Origin of the sequence: Lentzea aerocolonigenes (genome assembly GCF_000974445.1) — a bacterium.
Lineage (GTDB): Bacteria > Actinomycetota > Actinomycetes > Mycobacteriales > Pseudonocardiaceae > Lentzea > Lentzea aerocolonigenes.
Genome location: NZ_BBOJ01000023.1, coordinates 81,502 through 101,454, shown reverse-complemented (window position 1 = coordinate 101,454; position 19,953 = coordinate 81,502). Strand labels below are relative to the sequence as shown.

The 19,953-nt window shown below is 68.9% G+C and carries 17 protein-coding genes; 11 read left to right on the top strand and 6 right to left on the bottom strand.

The window, feature by feature from the left end; translation table 11 throughout:
* The first annotated feature begins 89 nt into the window (after positions 1-89).
* From AOM45_RS38430 to AOM45_RS51365, 7 genes are all read left to right on the top strand, one after another.
* Positions 90-863, top strand: a complete 774-nt coding sequence (locus tag AOM45_RS38430) for an ABC transporter ATP-binding protein (protein ID WP_030468899.1) — start codon at positions 90-92, stop codon at positions 861-863.
* Positions 860-1,639, top strand: coding sequence for an ABC transporter ATP-binding protein (locus AOM45_RS38425; protein ID WP_030468900.1), 780 nt, complete (start codon positions 860-862; stop codon positions 1,637-1,639). Before AOM45_RS38430 ends, AOM45_RS38425 begins: the two co-directional genes overlap by 4 nt.
* Complete coding sequence (locus tag AOM45_RS38420; RefSeq protein ID WP_030468901.1) at positions 1,636-3,480, top strand: AMP-dependent synthetase/ligase; 1,845 nt, start codon at positions 1,636-1,638, stop codon at positions 3,478-3,480. The genes AOM45_RS38425 and AOM45_RS38420 overlap by 4 nt, the downstream gene beginning before the upstream one ends.
* Positions 3,473-4,360: a branched-chain amino acid ABC transporter permease gene (locus AOM45_RS38415; protein WP_030468902.1), complete on the top strand. Its 888-nt coding sequence runs from the start codon at positions 3,473-3,475 to the stop codon at positions 4,358-4,360. The genes AOM45_RS38420 and AOM45_RS38415 overlap by 8 nt, the downstream gene beginning before the upstream one ends.
* Positions 4,357-5,457 carry a branched-chain amino acid ABC transporter permease gene (locus AOM45_RS38410; protein WP_030468903.1) on the top strand — a complete coding sequence of 367 codons (1,101 nt, stop codon included), beginning with the start codon at positions 4,357-4,359 and terminating at the stop codon, positions 5,455-5,457. Before AOM45_RS38415 ends, AOM45_RS38410 begins: the two co-directional genes overlap by 4 nt.
* Positions 5,458-5,485: 28 nt before the next feature.
* Positions 5,486-6,757 (top strand): ABC transporter substrate-binding protein, encoded by a 1,272-nt coding sequence (locus AOM45_RS38405; RefSeq protein WP_236703982.1) that lies wholly within the window; start codon positions 5,486-5,488, stop codon positions 6,755-6,757.
* Positions 6,758-7,023: 266 nt separating this feature from the next.
* Entirely contained in the window at positions 7,024-7,161 is a 138-nt protein-coding gene (locus AOM45_RS51365; RefSeq protein ID WP_156249761.1) for a hypothetical protein, read from the top strand.
* Here the strand turns inward: AOM45_RS51365 and AOM45_RS38395 are convergent.
* Genes AOM45_RS38395 through AOM45_RS38385 form a run of 3 tightly spaced genes read right to left on the bottom strand, consistent with a single transcriptional unit; the run spans position 7,158 to position 10,694 of the window.
* Positions 7,158-8,111: a TolB family protein gene (locus AOM45_RS38395; protein WP_030468906.1), complete on the bottom strand. Its 954-nt coding sequence runs from the start codon at positions 8,109-8,111 to the stop codon at positions 7,158-7,160. The two genes, AOM45_RS51365 and AOM45_RS38395, sit on opposite strands and share 4 nt — an antisense overlap.
* Positions 8,108-9,313, bottom strand: coding sequence for an MFS transporter (locus tag AOM45_RS38390; protein WP_030468907.1), 1,206 nt, complete (start codon positions 9,311-9,313; stop codon positions 8,108-8,110). Before AOM45_RS38390 ends, AOM45_RS38395 begins: the two co-directional genes overlap by 4 nt.
* Before the next feature lie 19 nt (positions 9,314-9,332).
* Positions 9,333-10,694, bottom strand: a complete 1,362-nt coding sequence (locus AOM45_RS38385) for a CBM96 family carbohydrate-binding protein (RefSeq protein ID WP_030468908.1) — start codon at positions 10,692-10,694, stop codon at positions 9,333-9,335.
* 169 nt (positions 10,695-10,863) lie between these two features.
* On the opposite strand from AOM45_RS38385, the gene AOM45_RS38380 reads away from it, so the two are divergent.
* A complete protein-coding gene (locus tag AOM45_RS38380) occupies positions 10,864-11,442 on the top strand; it encodes a hypothetical protein (protein ID WP_030468909.1) in 579 nt (192 codons plus the stop codon).
* On the opposite strand, the gene AOM45_RS38375 is transcribed toward AOM45_RS38380, so the two are convergent.
* Positions 11,405-12,391 carry a PHP domain-containing protein gene (locus tag AOM45_RS38375; RefSeq protein ID WP_030468910.1) on the bottom strand — a complete coding sequence of 329 codons (987 nt, stop codon included), beginning with the start codon at positions 12,389-12,391 and terminating at the stop codon, positions 11,405-11,407. The genes AOM45_RS38380 and AOM45_RS38375 overlap by 38 nt on opposite strands.
* Before the next feature lie 98 nt (positions 12,392-12,489).
* On the opposite strand from AOM45_RS38375, the gene AOM45_RS38370 reads away from it, so the two are divergent.
* Both AOM45_RS38370 and AOM45_RS38365 read left to right on the top strand, forming a co-directional pair.
* On the top strand, positions 12,490-12,906 hold the full coding sequence (locus tag AOM45_RS38370) for a DUF3237 domain-containing protein (protein WP_030468911.1): 417 nt from the start codon (positions 12,490-12,492) through the stop codon (positions 12,904-12,906).
* 84 nt (positions 12,907-12,990) lie between these two features.
* Positions 12,991-14,559 (top strand): alpha/beta fold hydrolase, encoded by a 1,569-nt coding sequence (locus tag AOM45_RS38365; protein ID WP_081902251.1) that lies wholly within the window; start codon positions 12,991-12,993, stop codon positions 14,557-14,559.
* A 100-nt stretch (positions 14,560-14,659) separates the two neighbouring features.
* On the opposite strand, the gene AOM45_RS38360 is transcribed toward AOM45_RS38365, so the two are convergent.
* Positions 14,660-15,880 (bottom strand): serine hydrolase domain-containing protein, encoded by a 1,221-nt coding sequence (locus tag AOM45_RS38360; protein ID WP_030468913.1) that lies wholly within the window; start codon positions 15,878-15,880, stop codon positions 14,660-14,662.
* Positions 15,881-16,095: 215 nt separating this feature from the next.
* Between AOM45_RS38360 and AOM45_RS38355 the strand changes: the two genes are divergently transcribed.
* Positions 16,096-18,837 carry a helix-turn-helix transcriptional regulator gene (locus AOM45_RS38355; protein ID WP_030468914.1) on the top strand — a complete coding sequence of 914 codons (2,742 nt, stop codon included), beginning with the start codon at positions 16,096-16,098 and terminating at the stop codon, positions 18,835-18,837.
* On the opposite strand, the gene AOM45_RS38350 is transcribed toward AOM45_RS38355, so the two are convergent.
* Positions 18,834-19,793, bottom strand: a complete 960-nt coding sequence (locus AOM45_RS38350) for an MASE1 domain-containing protein (RefSeq protein WP_201780155.1) — start codon at positions 19,791-19,793, stop codon at positions 18,834-18,836. The genes AOM45_RS38355 and AOM45_RS38350 overlap by 4 nt on opposite strands.
* Between the last annotated feature and the right edge of the window lie 160 nt (positions 19,794-19,953).

The window sequence follows — 19,953 nt, the reverse complement described above, 5'->3', positions numbered from 1 at the left end:
GATCTGCGCATCACGAAATCGCCCACAGTGGGCAAACCGGCTGTGATCCACGTCATACTGATCGGCATCACACGCCCTAGGAGGCGCCGGTGCTCGAGGCGAACAACCTTGAGGTTGTCTACGACGACGTGATGCTGGTGCTCCGCGGCGTGAGCCTCAGGGTGCCGAAAGGCCAGGTCGTGGCCCTGCTCGGGGCCAACGGCGCCGGGAAGACGACGCTGATGAGAGCGTTCAGCGGGCTGCTGGACGTGCACGACGGCAAGGTCACCAAGGGCTCCATCACGCTCGACGGTGAACCGATCCACCGTCTGTCACCGGCGAAAATCGCGGACCGGGGCATCAAACAGGCGCTCGAAGGCCGCAGGATCCTCGCCGAGCTCACCGTCGAGGAGAACCTCAAGGTCGGCGGCCACGCGAGACCCAGAACCCTCAAGCACAACCTCGACCGCTGCTACGAGCTCTTCCCGCGGCTGCTGGAGCGGCGAAGACAGAGCGCCGGCTACCTGTCCGGCGGCGAGCAGCAGATGCTCTCGATCGGCCGGGCGCTCATGTCCGAGCCCTCCTACCTGCTGCTAGACGAGCCCAGCCTCGGCCTCGCGCCGCTGCTCGTGCAGCAGATCCGCGACCTCGTCGTGAAGATCAACGAACAGGGCACCACGGTCCTGCTGGTCGAGCAGAACGCCAGCATGGCGCTCTCCATCGCCGACCACGGGTACGTGCTGGAGACCGGCAAGGTCGTCATGGACAAGCCGGCGGCGGCGCTGCTCGCCGACGACGACATCCGCGAGTTCTACCTCGGTCTCGGCACCTCCTCGTTCCGTGCGGTCAAGCACTACAAGCGCAGGAAGCGGTGGCTGTCATGAGCGTCCTGCAGGTCACCGACGTGCGGCTCGCGTTCGACGGGGTGATCGCCGTCGACGGGGTGTCGTTCGAGGTCGGCGAAGGCGAGCTGTTCGCCATCATCGGCCCGAACGGTGCCGGCAAGACCTCCATCTTCAACGTCCTGAGCGGCGTCTACCGGCCGCAGCAGGGCACCGTGCGGTTCGCCGGCCAGGACCTCATCGGCATGCGGCCGCACCGCATCGCCGCGCTGGGCATGGCCCGCACGTTCCAGAACATCGAGCTGTTCTCCCACCTCACCGTCGTCGACAACCTGATGCTCGGCCGCCACAACCACATGAACTACGGAGCGTTGTCGGCGTTCTTCTGGCTCGGGAAAGCCCGGAACGAGGAGCTGAAGAACCGGTCGGCCGTCGAGGACGTGATCGACTTCCTGGAGCTGGAGCAGTGGCGCCGGTTCCCGGTCGGGCTGTTGCCGTACGGCGTGCAGAAGCGCGTCGAGCTGGGCAGGGCGCTCGCCATGGAACCCCGGTTGCTCCTGCTCGACGAGCCGGTCGCGGGCATGAACGTCGAGGAGACCGAGGACATGGCCCGGTTCGTCCTCGACGTCCGCGAGGAGCTGAACATCCCCATGATCATGGTGGAGCACGACATGGGTCTCGTGATGGACCTGGCCGATCGCGTGATGGTGATGGACTTCGGCCGCCCGATCCGCACCGGCACGCCCGCCGAGGTCCAGGAGGACCCCGACGTCATCCGCGCGTACCTCGGCGAGCAGCACCGGAGCGTGGCGTCATGACGACGACCGTGGTGACTCGCGTGCGGGACAGGGCGGCTCAGACGCCGGACCGGATCGCGTTGCGCGCCAAGGACTTCGGCATCTGGCAGGAAGTCTCCTGGGCGCAGTACTGGGCGAACGTCGAACTCGTCGGCGACGCGCTGCTCGCACTCGGCGTGCAGCCCGGCGACCGGGTGGCGATCCACTCCGAGAACCGGCGCGAATGGCTCTACGCCGACCTCGGCATCGTCGCCGCGCGCGGCATCACGGTCGGGCTCTACCCGACGAACCCGCCGTCCGAGGTCGCGTACCTCCTGGCGCACTCCGGCGCGCGGATCCTCATCGCGGAGGACCAGGAACAGGTCGACAAGGCACTGGCGGTGCTGGAGGACACGCCCGACCTCGAACGGATCGTGTACCTCGAGCCGCGCGGCATCAAGGGCCGTTACGACCACCCGAAGCTGCTCGCCTGGGACGACTTCCTGGCGCTGGGCGCGCGGTACCGGGACGAGCACGGCGACGAGCTGGCCGAACGCATGGCTCAGACCGAGCCGGACGACGTGATGACGTTGATTTACACGTCCGGAACGACCGGGCCACCCAAGGGCGCGATGCTCACCGTGGCGAACGTCGAGTTCGCCGTCCACGTGCTGGTGGAGGGCGGCGGTTTCACTTCGCCACCGCCGTCCTCCACCGATGTCACGCTGTCGTACCTGCCGCTGTGCCACGTCGCCGAACGCATCTTCACGACGTGGTTCAGCGCGGCGAGCGGCGTGCAGGTGCACTTCGCCGAGTCGATCGAGACCGTGCAGGCGAACCTGCGCGAGGTGCAGCCGACGATCCTGTTCGGCGTGCCGCGCATCTGGGAGAAGGTGCTGGCGGGCGTCACGATCGGCGTGTCGTCGGCTTCCTGGCTCAAACGTTCCGTCACGCGGTTCTGGTTGCACAGAGCGGACGGCATCGGCGAAACGCTCGTGCGGACCGGCGGGAAGCACACCGCGCAGAGCAGGTTGATCTACGCGCTGGGCTGGCTGTTCTGCTTCCGCGCCCTGAAAGCCAGGATCGGCATGCGGTACGTCCGGTACGCCGCGTCCGGTGCCGCGCCGATCGCCCCGGACGTGCTGAAGTTCTTCATGGGCATCGGGGTCCCGATGCACGAGGTCTACGGCATGACCGAGAACACCGCCGTGGCAACGGGAAACCGGCCGGGACGGGTCAAGGTCGGCACCGTCGGCGAGCCGCAGCCCGGCATCGAGCTGCGGATCGACGCCGAGACCGGCGAGATCCTCACGCGGCACGGCGGCACGTTCGCGGGCTACTGGCGTGATCCCGACGCCACTTCCCAGGTGGTCACCGACGGCTGGCTGCACACCGGCGACGTCGGCGAGTGGGTCGACGACACGCACGTGAAGATCACCGACCGGATGAAGGACATCATCATCACCGCGGGCGGCAAGAACATCGCGCCGTCCGAGCTGGAGAACGCGCTCAAGACCTCCCCGTACATCAAGGAAGCCGTGGTGGTCGGCGACCAGCGGGCCTACCTCGTCGCGTTGATCGGCATCGAGTACGAGACGGTCGGCCACTGGGCTCAGCAACGCAAAATCCCTTACACCACCTACCGGGACCTGTCGGAGAAGCCCGAGGTCCTGGAGCTGGTGCAGTCGATCGTGACCGAGGTGAACTCTCGCTTCGCCTCGGTCGAGCAGATCAAGAAGTTCCGGATGTTCCCCAAGGAGCTCGACCACGAGGACGGCGAGCTGACCGCGACGCAGAAGGTGAAGAGATCCGCGCTGGGCAAGATGTTCGGCGACCTCGTGGAGTCGATGTACGACGGAGCCGGGGGAACACGGCATGGATGAGTTCCTGCAGTCGTTGATCCGCGGCCTCGGCACCGGGTCCATCTACTCGTTGCTCGCGCTCGGCTTCGTGATCATCTACAAGTCGACGCAGGTGATCAGCTTCGCGCAGCCCGCGTTCATGCTGGCGGGCGCGGTGCTGGTCTCGTACCTCGCGCCGCAGGTGTCGTTCTTCGGCGCCGTGCTGGTGGCGGCTCTGGTGATCGCGGTGCTGGCGCTGGGAGTCGAACGCACGGTCCTGCGGCCGATGGTCGGCAAACCGGTGTTCGTCGTCGCGATCATCACCATCGGCGTGGACGTCGTGGTCAGGGTCGTCACGAACGCGTTCATCGGCCTGGACGTGCGCCAGGTCGGCGACCCGTGGGGCCTCACGACGATGAACTTCCTGGGCGCGGAGGTGCAGCAGCGGTACCTGGTGATGATCGGGACCACCGCCGTCGTGACGGTCGCGCTGTTCGCGTTCTTCCGGTACTCGCGCATCGGGCTCGCGATGCGGGCGGTCGCCTACGACCAGGAAGTGGCGCTGGCGCAAGGGATCTCGGTCGGGTCGGTGTTCGCGCTGTCGTGGGCGCTGGCGGGCGGGCTCGCCGCGCTGGCCGGCGTGTTCGTGGCGACCGGCGCCGGCGTCGACCAGCAGCTGTGGATCGTGGCGCTGAAGGCGTTGCCCGCGATCATCCTCGGCGGGCTGGAGTCGTTGGGCGGCGCGGTCGTCGGCGGGCTCGCGGTGGGGATCGTCGAGTCGCTCTTCGGGACGTACCAGGGCGACTTCGCGCCGTGGCTCGGGCCGAACTTCGCGCTCGTCGCGCCGTACGCGTTGATGCTGCTCGTGTTGCTCGTCAGACCGTACGGGTTGTTCGGCAAGAGGGAGGTGGAGCGGCTGTGAAGGGCAGGCCTGAGCTGTACACCTCCTACGCGCAGGACATGGCGTTCCTGAACACGCGTCCGAAACGCGCGTGGTCGCTGGGACTCGTCGTGCTCGCCCTGCTCGTGCCGTTCCTCATCACGGACGACCTGCTGCAGCTGCTCGCGACCGGGTTCGTGGCGGCGATCGGCGCGATCGGGCTGAACATCGTCACGGGCTACGCGGGCCAGGTGTCGCTGGGCCACGCGTTCTTCCTCGCGATCGGCGCGTACACGGGTGCGGCTCTGAGCGGTTCCGAGACCGGGCGGGTGATCGGGTTCGGCATCACGTCGCTGCCGATCTGGCTGCTGGCCTCGGGATTGGTGGCCGCGTTCTTCGGCGTGCTGGTGGCGCCGGTGGCGGTGCGGTTGCGCGGGCTCTACCTCGCGATCGTGACGCTGGGACTGGTCTTCCTGGGAGAGCACGTGTTCCGGGAGTGGACGTCGCTGACCGGCGGGCCCGGGGTCGGGCGGCCGGCGGCGATCCCCGAGCTGTTCGGCGTGCGGCTGGACAGGGACAACGCCGTGTTCACCGCGGCACAACAGCTGTACCTGGTCATGTTCGTGCTGCTGGTGATCTTCGGGGTGCTGGCGCGGAACCTGGTGCGCTCGCGGGTCGGGCGGGCGTTCGCCGCGGTGCGCGACCGCGACCTGGCCGCGTCGGTGATCGGCGTGGACCTGACGAAGTACAAGGTCCTGGCGTTCGCGGTGTCCTCGTTCTACGCGGGCGTCGCGGGCGCGTTGCTGTTCGTGATCAACGGGTTCTTCGACCCCGGCTCGTTCAGCCTCCTGTTGTCAGTGCAGTACATCGCGATGGTGCTCATCGGCGGCGCGGGCACCATTTCGGGCGCGATCATGGGCGCGCTCTTCATCACGTTGCTGCCACGCATCACCAGGGAACTGCCCGCGGTGCTGCCGTTCATCAGTGGTGACGCGACCGGCGCGGTCACGGTCTTCCAGGTCGAGGCCGTGCTGTACGGCGTGCTCATCATCGTGTTCCTCATCGTCGAGCCACGCGGGTTGTTCGGCATCTGGGTCCGCGTCCGCAACTACTGGCGCACCTGGCCGTTCTCGTACTGAGGAGAGATTCCCGATGTCTGGTAAGAGATTGGCAGTCGTATTCGTCGGAGCGCTCGCTCTCGCGGCCTGCCGTGGCGGGGACGGCGCCGCGCCGCAGGAGGGCGCCGGTGGCATCAAGGTCGACATCGGCGTGACGAAGGAGGCGTGCCCGAACGCCGTCGACAAGTCCAAGGGCTGCATCTACCTGGGCACGATCTCGGACCTCACCGAAGGCCCGTTCAAGACGCTGGCCGTGCCGATCACGGACGCGCAGAAGGCGTTCTGGAAGCGCGTCAACGACAAGGGCGGCATCGGCGGCTACGAGATCGACGTGACCAAGTACGTCAAGGACAACAAGTACAACCCGCAGATCCACAACCAGGTCTACCAGGAGATCAAGGGCAACATCCTGGCGCTCACGCAGACGTTGGGCTCTCCCACGACCGCGGCGATCCTGCCGGACCTCGAGAACAGCCAGATGGTGTCGGTGCCCGCGTCGTGGACGTCGTTGTGGGGCTTCGAGGAGGTCGTGCTGGAGTCCGGCGCGAACTACTGCGTCGAGTCGATGAACACCGTCGACTACGCCACCGACAAGCTGGGCGTGAAGTCCGTGATGGCCGTGCACCTCGCCGGTGACTACGGCGACGACGCGGCGGCAGGCGCGAAGATGGCCGCCGAGAAGCGCGGTCTGTCGTTCGAGAACGTGACCACGCAGAGCGGCCAGGACAACCAGGGCGGCGCGATCGACGCCGTGGTGTCGAAGAAGCCGGACCTGGTCGTGCTGACCACCGGCCCGACCGACGCCGCCGTGATCATCGGTCAGGCCGCCGCCCGCGGCTACAAGGGCAAGTTCATCGGCACCTCGCCGACGTGGAACCCCGGTCTGCTGAAGTCGCCGGCCGCGCCCGCGATCAAGGCCCTGTACCTGCAGTCGGCGCCGTGGAAGGCGTGGGCGACCGAGTCCGTCGGCCACACCGCGATGCGGGCGGCGCTGCCCGGCGTCACCCCGAACGACGGCTACACCGCCGGGTGGGTGTGGGCGTACCCGCTGAAGGCCGCGCTGGAGAAGGCGGCCGCGAACAAGGACCTGACGCGGGCCGGGCTGCTCGCCGCGGTGCGTCAGCTCAACTCCGTGGACTACGAGGGCATGCTTCCTTCGGGTGCAGGTAATTTCTCCGCTTCGCCCCAGGACGCACTGTTCCGTCAGACGCTCATCTACCGCCCGGACGACGCCGCTCCGACCGGAGTGACGCTGGTAGAGGAGTTCTTCACCGGTCAGACCGCAAAAGATTTCAAGTTCGAGAAGCCCTGTTATCAGTGAACCGAACGGGTGACAGGCGATCCTGTCACCCGTCCTTTCTGGCTAGTCTCGCTGGTGAAGCTGGTGTAGGAGGTTGAGCGGTGTTGTCGTGCGTCGAGGTTCGCCGAGCCGCCGGAGGCCTCCGGTTATTCGTCCGTCCCCCTGCCGCGCTGCGCTGGAGCGCGCGGCTGGGGTACGAGCGGGTGTCGGAGCTGCTGACCGCGATTCGTCAGGCCGAGTCGTGCTCTGTGCCGGACGTTGCCCAGAAGGATTGGACACTCCGGTACGTGCCCGACCAGCGCACTGGTGAGGCGGTGCTGGCGTGCGCGACGGGGTCCGTCGTCCTGGACGCCGACGCCGTGTCCGCGCTGCACGACACGTTGCGGGCGCACATGCCGGACCGGATGCGACCCCTTCCGGCCTAGATCGGCGCTGGGGAGCTCGCCTCGGGAACCAGGATCGCGGGCGTGCCGGTGCCGTCGGCGGGCACGGACCACACGTCGTTGAGGCCGTCGTCGCGCTGAAGGCCGTACGCGACGGTCCTGTCGTCGATCCAGGCCGGTTGGTCGTCGACGCTGCGGGTCTCGGCGAGCTCGGTGATCCGGCGCGTCGCCAGGTCGAGCACGGAGACGCGCCAGCCCTTCTGCGGGTCGCCGTCGACCGCCTTCTTGTAGGCGATGCGGGTGCCGTCCGGGGACAGCGACGGGCATTCGACGTTGTCCGCGTCCGTCAGCGGGCGGACCTTGCGGGCCGCGAAGTCGCCTTCGAGGAGGTAGCGGTGGCCGCCGGTGGACATGGTGGCGTAGAAGCGGTTGTCGTCGGCGGTGAACGTGACGCCCCAGAAGTTCGTGTCGACCGGCCGTTGTGGCAGGCCCTCGACGGCGAACTCCTCCAGCGACTGCACCAGCGTGCCGGTCTTGGTGTCGAGGATGCCGGTGGCCGTCGAGAAACCGTTGGCGGCGTAGGAGTGCCCGTCGACGAACAACGTCCACGCCACCATCCGGCCGCTCGCCGACACCCGCGTGCGGTTGGGGAACCCGGTCAGCGGAACCGTCTTCAGCTCCTCGAGATCGCTGTTCAGCACGGCGAGCTCGCCCGCTTTCAACGCGCCGACCGGGCGCAGGCAGGAGATCGTGCCCGCGGCTGAGTAGACGCGATCGCAGCGTTGTTCGGTGACCTCGCGCGATCCGGCAGGGTCGGTGCGGGACACGGTGGAGAGCTTGCCGTTGCTGAGCACCACCAGCCGCGGGCCGCCGGTGGTCGGGACGGAGTGCGCGGCTTCCTGCGGCGGTGTGCCGGACAGCACGGTGTAGCCGACGGCGACACCGCCGAGCAGCACGGCGGCGACGAGCGTGACGAGCAGGCGGTTCTTCATGAGCGGCGGCGTCCCAGCAGTGCGGCGGTGGTGATCAGGGCGAGGACGACCGCGACGGCGGCGGTCCTGGTGGCTGCTTCCGGGCTCCAGAACTGCCAGGCGAGGCCGAACAGCACCGAGGAGCCGAGATAGGCGAGCGCCTGGCCGCTCTGGATCAGCGCGATGCCGGTGGTGCGCAGGCGTTCCGGCAGGACGGGGCCGGCGAGCGCCATCAGCACGCCGTCCGTGGCGGCGTAGAAGACGCCGTAGAGCAGCACAACGGTGACCAGCAGCGGCCAGCCGCCGAGCGGGCCGTGGAGCAGCAGGTACACGAGTGTCAGGGCGACGTACCCACCCAGCATGACCTTGAGCCTGCCGACCCGGTCGGCGAGCGCGCCCAGCGGCGCGGCGAGCAACAGGTAGACCAGGCTCGTGCCGACGGCGAGCAGCGGGAACCAGCCGAACGCCAGCCCTTCCCGCTTCTGCAGCAGCAGGTACACGAACCCGTCGCCGATGGTGACCAGGCCGAGCAGCGACGCGGCCAGCACGATCCTGCGGACGGCCGGGTCCTTGAGGAGCGCGAGCTGCAGAGGTTCCTTGCGCTCGACGGGTTCCGGCCGGTCACGCACGTAGAGAACGAGGACCAGCACGCCGAACGCGGCGATGCAGAAGCTCGTGACGAACACGGCGTCGAACGACTGCGCCGACGCCGCGAGGACGGCCATCGCCACGAGAGGTCCGGCGAACGCGCCGATGCCGTCCATCGCCCGGTGCACGCCGAACGCCCGCCCGAGGTCACCGCTCGGCGTCGAGAGGGTGATCAGCGCGTCCCGTGGTGCCGTGCGCAGACCTTTGCCCGCACGGTCCGCGGTGATCACGAAACCCAGTGCCGTCAAGGAGTTTCCCGCGGCGAGCAGCCCGAGCTTGGCCGCGGCGGAGAGGCCGTAGCCGAAGCCCGCGACCGCCTTGCGCCTGTTGGTCCGGTCGGCCAGGTAGCCGCCGGCGAGCCGGAGAAGCGTGGTGGCGCCGGTGTAGACGCCGTCGATCAGCCCGTACGCGGCCGGGCTGAGCTGGAGGCCGATCACCAGGTACAGCGGCAGGATCGCGGCCACCATCTCCGACGACACGTCGGTGATCAGGCTGACCGTGCCGAGCGCGAAGACGTTGCCGCTCAGCCCTTTCCAGTTCGCCGCCCTGGGCTTGTCTATTGTGGACAGATACACATCGGCCTCCAGCAGCCCGTCAGTGACAGTTCGTCGTGCCGCTGTCGGTGTAGGTCTTGCCCGCCTCCGGCACGAACTGCCAGTCGAAGCTGTTGCTGTGCAACGTCAGCTTCAGCACGCCGCGGGTGCCGGTGTTGCGGGCCTCGCTGTTCGGCTTGATCGTGCCGAACCCGTAGGCGCCCGCGCCGCCCATGCCCGCGACGAACGTGCGGATGCCGCGGGCGTTGTCCAACGCGCCGTTGGGGTTCTGCGGGGCGAACCGCTCGTACTGGTGGTTGTGCCCGAAGAGCACCAAGTCCGCGTTGGCGTCGTAAAGGGCCTGGAACAACGGTTTCGTCGATGCGTCCGGCGCGTGGTTGGCGCCGCTGGTGAACAGCGGGTGGTGCCAGTACGCCGCCGTGCACGGCTTCGTGCTCGCCGCGAGGTCCTGCCGCAGCCACTGCTCCTGCGCGCTGCCCGCGGACATGGCGATGTTCGAGTTCAGCGCCACGATGTGCCAGTTGCCGAGGTCGTAGGAGTAGTAGCCCTGTCCTGACGGCCCGGCCTGCGCCCCGAAGTAGTTGTAGTACCCCGTCGCGCCACTGGTGTGGTAGTCGTGGTTGCCCGGCACCGGCCGCGTGCGTGCCTTGTGCCGGCCCCAGGTGGGCTCGTAGTAGGTGCTGAACTGCGACGCGGTGCCGTCCGGGTAGACGTTGTCGCCCGTCGTCCACACGGTGCCCTGGATGTTGTCCAGCAGCGCGGCCGTGGCGGTGTCACCGGAACCGGAGTCCGCGATGTCACCCGCGCCGACCCACACCGGGTCGCCGGGCGGCTGTGTCGTGCCGCTGGTGACCACGAGCTGCGGCGCGGTGGTCGAACCGCTCTCCCGCGAGTCGTAGTCGGCGCCGTCCGAGTTGCTGGACGTGACGCCGATGCTGAACGTGCCGTTGCCCGTGACGTAGCTCGTCACGTCGACCTCGTACCAGGCGTTGCGCACGACCGCCCCGAGGGAGCCGAGCGTGGCGCCGTCGATGGCGGGCTGGTTGTTCCAGGTGACGCCGGTCTCGGTCCAGCTGACGTTGGTCATGGACCGGAACGTGCCGCCGTTCGGACTCTGCGCGTCGGCGACGTCGTCGGTGTGGATGCGCAGCTTGGCGTTGGTGACCGCGCCGCTGATGTTCGACACCGTGAACTTGAGGAACGTCCGCTTGGTCGACGAGTTGTCGACGCCGAGCTGGCCGGACGTGCCGTAGTTGGTGCCGGTGGCGGCGCTGTCGACGTAGGTGTCGGCGGTCGGGGTGAACGTGGTGGTGGCTGCTTGAGCCGTCGTGGAGGCGGTGAGGGTGGCCGCCGTGACGACGACCGTGGACAGCACGGCTAACGGAGCCCTGCGACGTGACATGCCAGCGCACTTCCTTGTTGGCGGACATGGACCGTCGCGAAGGGTAGGGGCCAGGAGCGCCGCGTGCGGTGATCGTTCGGCAGCAGTTCGGTGAACGGCTGGGAAATCCCCCTCAGGGGTGGAATCGCCGCGGAGGTATTTCCACGGCGAATGGATGCTCCTAGAAGGCATGGGAGTCGAGGTCCACGACCCTCGCTGGCTCACCGTCGTGCCGGGAGCCGAGCTCGTGGTCGGGCTGGACGAAGTGGGTGAGTGCGCCGCCGACGGTCACCGCGTGACGGTGTTGATCGACCTCGTGCCGAGCACCGTGCTGAGGCTGCGGGACCTGGCCACCGAGGCGGTGGGGGAGGGCGCGCGCAAGGTGCGGGTGCGTCCGCACGGTGTCGATCGCGTCGACCTCGTCCACGCGGCCGTGGAGCTGAACCGGGTCGCGGAGGAGGACGCCGTCGAGGTCCAGTTCGACGTCACGTCCGCCGCGCTGCTGCGGACGGATCCCGCGGCGTTCGTGCGGGTCGATCCGCTGGTGGTGAAGCGGGACGGGACGGTCGTGCCGATCTGCGCGGGACTGGAGGCGTACGCGCTCGGCACGCTGGGGTCGCTGGACGACCTGCTGGCCCGGTGGGATCCGCGGCCGGTCCGGGACCTGTGCGAGGTCGCGCTGATCCGCGCACTGGCCGACACCGGTCCGCTGGTCTCCTGGTACGAGCACCTCACCCGGACAGCAGCCGAGATGCGGGCCGGGTGTTGATCACACGGTCCGCCGGGACACCGCACTCCTCCGCCCGCGCGCAGCCGTAGTTCAGCCAGTCCAGCTGGCCGGGCGCGTGCGCGTCGCTGTCGATCGAGAACGTGCAGCCGGCGTCGACGGCGAGCGACAGCAGCCTGCGCGGCGGGTCGAGCCGCTCCGGCCGTGAGTTGATCTCCACCGCCGTGCCGTGCTCGGCACAGGCCTCGAAGACGCGCTCGGCGTCGAACTGCGACTCGGGGCGGCCCTTGCCGACGACCAGACGGCCCGTGCAGTGGCCGAGGATGTCGACGTGCGGGTTCGCCACCGCGGTCAGCATCCGTTGCGTCATCTCGGCCCTGGGCATCTTCAGTTTCGAGTGGACGCTCGCGACCACGACGTCGAGCCGTGCCAGCAGGTCCTCGTCCTGGTCGACCGAGCCGTCGTCGAGGATGTCGACCTCGATGCCGGTCAGGATCAGGAACGGCGCCAGTTCCACGTTCAGCTCGGCGACGACGTCGAGCTGCTTCTCCAGCCGTTCGCGGGAGAGTCCATTCGCGACGGTCAGCCGCGGGGAGTGGTCCGTGAGCACCATGTACTCGTGGCCGAGGTCGCGGGCCGCCTCCGCCATGTCCTTGATCGGGCTGCCGCCGTCGGACCAGTCGGAGTGGACGTGGCAGTCGCCCTTGAGCTTCGCGCGCAGTTCCTCGCCGCCGCTGAGGTCGACGTGCCGCAGCTTCGCGAGGTAGCCGGGTTCGCGGTTCGCGAGCGCGTCCAGGACGACACCCGCCGTGGCCTTCCCGACGCCCTTCAGGTCGGTGAGCGTGCCGAGCTCGGCCCGCTTCTCGACCTCGGCCGGGTCGAGGTCGGCGAGGACGGCGGCCGCGTTGCGGAACGCCTGGACGCGGTAGGTCGGCTCGCCTGCCCGTTCGAGGTGGAAGGCCACCTGCTTCAACGCCTTGACCGGATCCATACCTCGTTCCTACCCCATCCGCACGCCTTCTGCTGGGATTCCACGGCGGATAAGCGCAGGTCGTTGCCCACTGGGCGGGTGGCACCTAGCTTCTGCGCATGATGGAGCTCGTGCCTCTCGGAACCATGACCGCCCAGCTGCGAAAGCCTTACCGGCTCCCGAAAACGCCCGTGGGCGACCGGTTGATCTACGAGGTGGCGTCGGGGGAGTTCGTCGGCGAACGCCTGCGCGGCGTCATGCACGGCACATCGAGCGCCGACTGGCTGACCATCGGCCCGGACGGCACCGCGACCCTCGACGTGCGCTCCGTGCTGCGCACCCACGACGACGCGTTCGTGTTCCTGCACTACTCAGGACGGGTTGACGTCTCGAATGGCCCCGGTGCCCCGCTGTTCGCGGCCCCTCTGTTCGACGCCGGCGACGACCGCTACCGCTGGTTGAACCGCGTCCAGGCCGTCGCGAAGGGAGTCCTCAACGGCCTGGAGCTGACCTACGAGGTGTGCGAGGTGAGGTGAATTTCACCCGACCTTCGGGGGTGTCGATCGGGTCCGCGACTGCGGAAGCGTCAGTCGCTGATCGATGACCGGGAGGGGTACGCGGTGAGCAAGCGTTGGGGCGCGGCGGCTTTGGCCGCCCCGCTGTTCATGTCCCTGGTGGGAACGGCCCAGGCGGCGCCTGGCCCGTTGGACGAGTACTACACGCAGACCGTGGCGTGGGGCGAGTGCCCGGCGGGCTGGGTGTCGCCTTCGACGGGGGTCGAGTGCGCCACGGTGATCGTGCCGATGGACTACAAGAACCCCGGCAACGGCAACCTGGAAATCGCCATCTCGCGCAAGAAGGCGACGGATCCCGCGCGCCGCAGAGGCGTGCTGCTGACCAACCCGGGCGGGCCGGGCGGTTCCGGTCTCGGCGCCGTGCACTGGTTCAACGCGCAGACCGAGGTCCTGAAGATCTACGACGTCATCGGCATGGACCCGCGCGGCGTGGGCCGTTCCACGCAGCTGCGGTGCATCTCGACGTCCTCCGATCAGGAATTTCCCACGCGCCCAACGGACGCGCAGCTCTCGCGGTGGTCGGACTACGCCCGCGCCGTGGAGGCGAACTGCGAGCGCGGCGGCGGCGAGATGCGCCGGTTCGTCTCGACCATGAACACGGCCCGCGACATGGACGTCATCCGCGGAGCGTTGGGGGAGAAGAAGGTCTCCTACGTCGGCTACTCCTACGGCACGCAGCTCGGCGCCGTTTTCGGCTCCATGTTCCCGAAGTCGCTCGACCGCAGCGTGTTGGACTCGGCGCTGGACCCGCTGAAGACGTGGCACGAGCAGGACGTCGACGTGGTGGACGCCATCACCGACAACATGAAGAAGTGGACCGAGTGGACCGCCGCGCGCAACGCCACGTACGGCCTCGGCACGACCCCGGAGGCCGTCCGCGGTGAGCTGGACGCGATCGCTTCGAAGTTGAAGGCCGGCCCGTACGGCGGCTACGCGGACGTCTCGTCCTTCGACTACGCCGTGGGCGCGACCCGCTACCGCCGCTCGTGGGCGGCGTTCTCCCGCCACATCGCCTCGATCAAGGCGGGCACGGTCAACCCCGCCGAGGCGTCCGCGATCGTGGCGGCGTTGAAGAAGAGCGACATCGAGCCCACCTCACCCGGCACGTACCAGGCCGTCACCTGCGAGTGGGACTGGTTCACCGACGTGAACACCTACTACAACGACATGAAGCGTTGGCGGGACACCAACCCCTACGGCGGCACGGTCGACTACATGGGACCGACCAACTGCACGTTCCGCGCGTTCCAGCGCCCGGAGAAGATTCCGGCCATCACCCGCAAGTACCCGGCCGGCGTCGTGGTGAACTCCGACGGCGACACCCAGACCCCGCTCGCCAACGGCAGGGTCATGGCGGAGCACCTGAACGAGCCGCTGATCAGCGTGTCGAACGACGGCCAGCACGGCCACTACGCGTTGCGCCGCAACGCCTGCGTGGACGCACTGGTGAACAAGTACCTGGTGTCGGGAATCCTACCGGCCTCGCGCGTGACCTGCGCCGGCACGGACATCGCGGAGAACGTGCCGCCGGGTGCGGCCGCGTTGTCGGTGCAGTCGTCGCGGCCGTTGAGCGAGATCCTGGGCGAGATCGCGGCGGAGACGAAGCCGTTCTGACCGTGGCGGGTCCGCTCGTCTGAACGATCTTGTCGGACCTGCTGAGTACGTTGTGACGCAGGGGTTCCCAGCTCGGGGGTACCCCTGCGTCAGCGCGTTCTCAGGCGAACCAGGTGCCGCCACCGCTCTGCCGGTACCCCAACGCCCGGTACACCGCGTCCACCAGCGACTGCCCGCGTGAGTTGACCCCGAGCCCCGGTCCCTGCCGGTTCATCGCGTAGCCGAACGACATCCGCGCCCGAGGGTCGGCGAACCCGAGCGAACCGCCCATCCCGTTGTGCCCGAACGCTTCCTCGGCGACCAGCAGGCCTTCGCGGTCGTTCTCAGGCAGGTACGTGTTGTCCGTGGCCTTCTGGAACCCGAGCGCGAACCGCGACGGCACGCCCACCACCGCGTCCAGCCCGGCCACCACGACCGAAGACATCTGCGGGAGCTGGGACTCGTCCACCAGCCGCACGCCGTTGTAGGCGCCGCCGAGCGCCAGAGGCCGGTACAGGCCGGCCAGGCCGCGGGCGTTCGAGATGCCGCCGATCGCGCCCATCTCCGCGGCGTGCGCGGCGCGGGAGTCGGACTCGCCCGGTGCCATGTAACCGCCGTTGTTGAGCAGCATCAGGCCCGGCAGCGACTCGGGTTGCGTCAGGGCGGTGACGAACAGCGACGGCAGCAGCACGCCGGGCTGGGTCGGGTCGACCGGGATCGTGTGGGCGACGTGGGTTTCGAGGTCTTCCGGCAGGCCCATCCAGAAGTCCAGGCCGAGCGGGCCCGAGACCTCCTTCTCGAAGAACTGGCCGAGCGTCAGGCCCGTGACGCGGCGGACGATCTCGCCGACGAGGAAGCCGAACGTCAGGCCGTGGTAGCCGTGCCGCGTGCCGGGTTCCCACAACGGTTTCTGCGCGGCGAGCGTCGAGGTGACCAGTTCCCAGTCGTAGAAGGCGCCCGCGGGCAGCGCCGAGGTGACGGCGGGCAGGCCTGCCTGGTGCGACAGCACGTGGCGGACGAGCGTCGCGTCCTTGCCCTCGGCGCCGTACTCGGGCCAGTACCGGACGACCGGCGCGTTCAGGTCCAGCTCGCCCCTGGACGCGAGGATGTGCGCGCACAACGCCGTGGCGGCCTTGGTGCACGACCACACGTGGACGATGGTCTCCTCGGACCATTCCCTGCCCGTGACCGGGTCGGCGACACCGCCCCAGAGGTCGACGACGGGCTCGCCGTCGAGGGTCACGTGGACGGAGGCGCCGACCTCGCCCCGCTCGGCGAAGTTGCGTTCGAACTCGGTGCGCACTTCCGCGAACTGCGAGGCGCACGTTCCCTGGATCAACATCGACCCTCCTCAGGCGGTGGACTTCCAGGGCATCACCGAGAGCCACCACGTATCAGTAGGGAAGACTCAGCGACTAACGCGCATGGACCAACAATCTTACTGTGAGTGACTGATCCGGTACGGAAACCGGACCTTGCCGCGCCGCGTCACCCGCGTGGAAGACTCAGTGGAAAGTCCGCCGGGAGGCCGTCATCGTCGACACCCGCTCCGCCCTCGTGGGCAGGGAACCGGAACTGCGCGCCGTGCTCGACTGCGCCGACCACGCGCCCGCGACCGGGCTCGTCGTCGTCCAGGTGACCGGTGAGCCGGGGATCGGCAAGACGTCGCTGCTCGCGGAGATCGCGCGACGGCTCAGGGAACGCCACGTCGGGGTGCTGGCCTCGGCTTCGGACGTGCTCGGCAAGCGCATCCCGTACGGCGCGGTGGTCGCGTTGATCAGGTCGCTCCCGCCGGACAAGACCCGCGCCGAGACGTTGGCGGCGCTCGAGATCTCGGTGACCGAGGACTCCGGGGCGTGGTTCGGCCGCGCCTGCGACCGGGTCGTGCGGCTGCTCACCGAACTCACGGCGACGCGCCCCGCGGCGTTGCTGATCGACGACCTCGACCACGTCGACGACGACTCCCTGGCCCTGCTCACCCTCGTGCTGCGCCGCGTGTCGGCCGCGCCTCTCGTGCTGATCACCACGAGCCGTTCGCACACCAGCGAACCCGGTGCGGAGAGCCTGCTGGACCGCGTCGAGCAGCACGCGGAGGTCGTCCGCATCGACCTGGCCCCGCTGTCGGGCTCCGACGTCACCCGCATCGTCGAGGCCGTCCTCCAGACTCCCGTTGACGAAGGACTCGCGCGCGAAGTCCGGCAACGGTCCGACGGCAACCCCTTCTTCGTCACGGAGATCGCGCGGTCGCTCAGAGAGCTCGATCTGGTGACCCTCGACGGCAACCGTGCCCGTCTCGCCGTGTCACCGGACGCGATCCGGCTGACTCGGCGCGAGGCTCTCCTCCGACGCGTCGCACCGCTGGAGAACGACACACGGCTCGTAGCGCGCGCTGTCGCGGTGTTCCGGAGAGTCCGGCTGGACCAGATCTCTCTCCTCGCTCGTGTTGCTTCACTGCCCGAAGAGACCGTTGTAGCCGCGTTCGACGAACTGCTGCGCGCGCACATCGTGGTGCACGACGACGACCGCGGCTATCGCTTCTCCCACGCACTGGTCGGCGAGGCGCTCTACCACGAGGTCGGTCCCGCCCAGCGTCGTCACCTGCACTCGCTGATCTCCGCGCGGTTGCTGGACGATCGCACCCAGGGCCTGCCCGTGGACCTCCTCCAACTCGCCTGGCACCTCGCCGAGTCCGCCGCACCGGGCGATCGCGCGGCCGTCTCCGTCCTCGCCGAGGCCGCCGCGCAGGCCCGCGCCTCCGCTCCCGAAACCGCCGCCGCCCTGTGTGCCCGCGCCCTGCAGTTGTTGCCGCGCAACGCTCCCGAACGTGCCGAGCTGCTCGCGCTGCAGTGCCGGGTGCTCGCCCGCGCCTCACGTCCGGCGTCCGCGATCGACCCCGGCCTGGCCGCCCTTGAGTCCCTCGAACCGGGACAGGAACGCACCCGTGTCGCCACGGCCGTGGTGTCGTCGTTGTTCTCAGTTGGACGTACGGCAGAAGCCATCGAACTGGCAGACGAGGAAGTTGCGCGCGGTGGAGCGCCTGCGTCACTGCAAGCCCAACGGGCCGTGCTGCTCGTCTACAACAACCGCCACGAAGACGCGGTGGCCGAAGTAGCGCGCGTTGAGGCACTACCGCTCACTTCCCCGGCTGAGGGCGTGATCGTCTTCGAGCACCTCGCGATGCTCACCTCCCTGCTGTTCCAGCACGACCGGACCGTCGAGTACGCGAACAGGGCGCTCGCGTGCAGCGACGGCCAGCCGATGCTGGAGCTGCAGGCGCTGTCGGTGTGCGCCTCGATCACCGCGCTGGCCGGTCTGGTGCACGACGCGTCCTGGCGCGTCCGCAGGGCGGAGGAACTGGCCGGCCAGGTCGGCGCGCACGGGTTCCGGGCGGAGCGGGCCGCGTCCCGGATCGCGCTGGACTGGCTGGGCGGCCGGTGGGACACCGCGCTGGACGGCATCGGCCGGTGGCTGCCCGACGTCGAGGCCGCGCAGGCCGACCAGGCACTCGGCGTTCTCCAGACGATCGAGCTGTCGATCAGGACCTGGCGCGGCGAGCTCGACGTGGCCGCCCGGCTGGCCTCCCTGCCCGCGCCGCAGTCCGTGAACGTCTCACGCCTGCACGCGGTGACTCTGGCCGAATACCTGATCGCGCGCGGCGAAGTCGACGAGGCGTACGCGTTGCTCGCGGCCAATGTCGGCGCACGGCTGGAGAGCGCCTATTCGTGCCTGCTCGTCGCACGGATGATCGAGCTCGACCTGGAGCGCGGACGTTCGCACGAAGCCCAGAAAGCACTCGACCGGCTGTCCGATGTGTCCTCCACGAGGGTGTCGCCGTGGTCGCGGACCACGATCCGGCGCATCGGCGGCGTGGTGCGGCGCGACCCGGAGGTGCTCAAAGAAGCCGTCTCCGAAGCCGCGCTGGGCGGGCTGGAGTTCGAGAAGGCCCTCGCCCAGCTCGCCCTGGGCGAGATCTCCGACGACGAGGTGCCGGTGCTGGTCGAGGCCTACACGGCGTTCCAGCGACTCGGCGCGCACGGGCTGCGGCGCCAGGCGGGGAACAGGCTGCGCGCGCTGGGCGCGAAGGTGCCGCGGGCGCGGTCGAAAGCGCCGGGACTGCTCACCGAGGCCGAGGAGAACGTGGCACGGCTCGTGCAGCAGGGCATGCGCAACCGCGACATCGCCGCCGCGCTGCACTACAGCCCGCGAACCATCGAGGTGTACCTGTCGCGGATCTACGCGAAGCTGCACGTCTCGTCCAGACTGGAGCTGGCCCGCGTGCTGGACGCCAAGCCGCGCTAAGAAGCCGGTGAACCCGGCGGCACCACGCGCCCGAGCCGTTTCCGCACACCCTCTTCCTGGTACCGCGTCACGGTCGCCGCCAGCTGCTCGCACGCGCGCTCGATGGCCTGCCGGGCCTGGTTGCGCTCGCTCGTGATCGCGCTCAGGATCAGCCCGGTCAGCGCCACCGACCCGTTGAACGCCTGCAGCACGATCATCGTGGTCAGCAGGTCGCTCGCGGCGAAGTGCCCGCTGGCGGCCGACATCACCGCCGCCACGGAGATGAGCGCGGCGCACGGGGCGGCGATCGCGTGCTGGAACCGCAGCGCCGCCCAGATCAGCATCGGGAACACCAGGAACAACAGCCGCAACTGGGTCGTCGTCACGAACGCCGCGAGCATCGCGGTGGCGATCAGCAGCACGCCGCCCTCCACGAGCCTGCGCGGTGAGGTCCGCCAGTGCCGGGGAAGCGTGAGCAGCAACGGCGTGAACACCAGCACGCCCATCGCGTCACCGGTCCACCACACCGACACCACCGACGGCACCTCGTGCCACGTGATCACGCCGCCGAGCCTCAACGCCGTCGTGCCGATCACCGCGCTGATCAGCATCGCGCCCAGCGCGCCCGCGAAGACGAGCAGCAGCGCGTCCTTCAACCGCTCCAGCCGCGGCTGGAAACCGAACCGGGTCAGCAGGTACCAGGCGGCCAGCGGAGCCGCGGTGTTGCCGATGGTGATCAGCAGGGTCGGACCGGGCCCCGCGCCGAGCGCGATGTTGGCGGTCAACGCACCGAGTGCGATGCCGGGCAAGACTTTTCGGCCCGACATCAGCAGCGCCGCGACCGAGATTCCCGTCGGTAGCCACAGTGGAGTGACCTGGTCGTTGACCAGTGCCAGGACCAATCCCACCTTCGCGGTCGCGTAGTAGGCGACCGCAACCGCGAGAATCGTGATGGTGGTGCGCAATGCGGCGTTCACCGGCACATGCTGCACCTGTGCACACGCGACCGCCAGACCTCGAGACAGGGCGTACCCACCTGGACTCACTCCGTAGGTAGGTACGCGCGAAACGGTGAATCCTTAGCTGTTGTGGAAGCCGCACTACAGCCCGTGAACCGCAAACCGTGAGATGGACTCC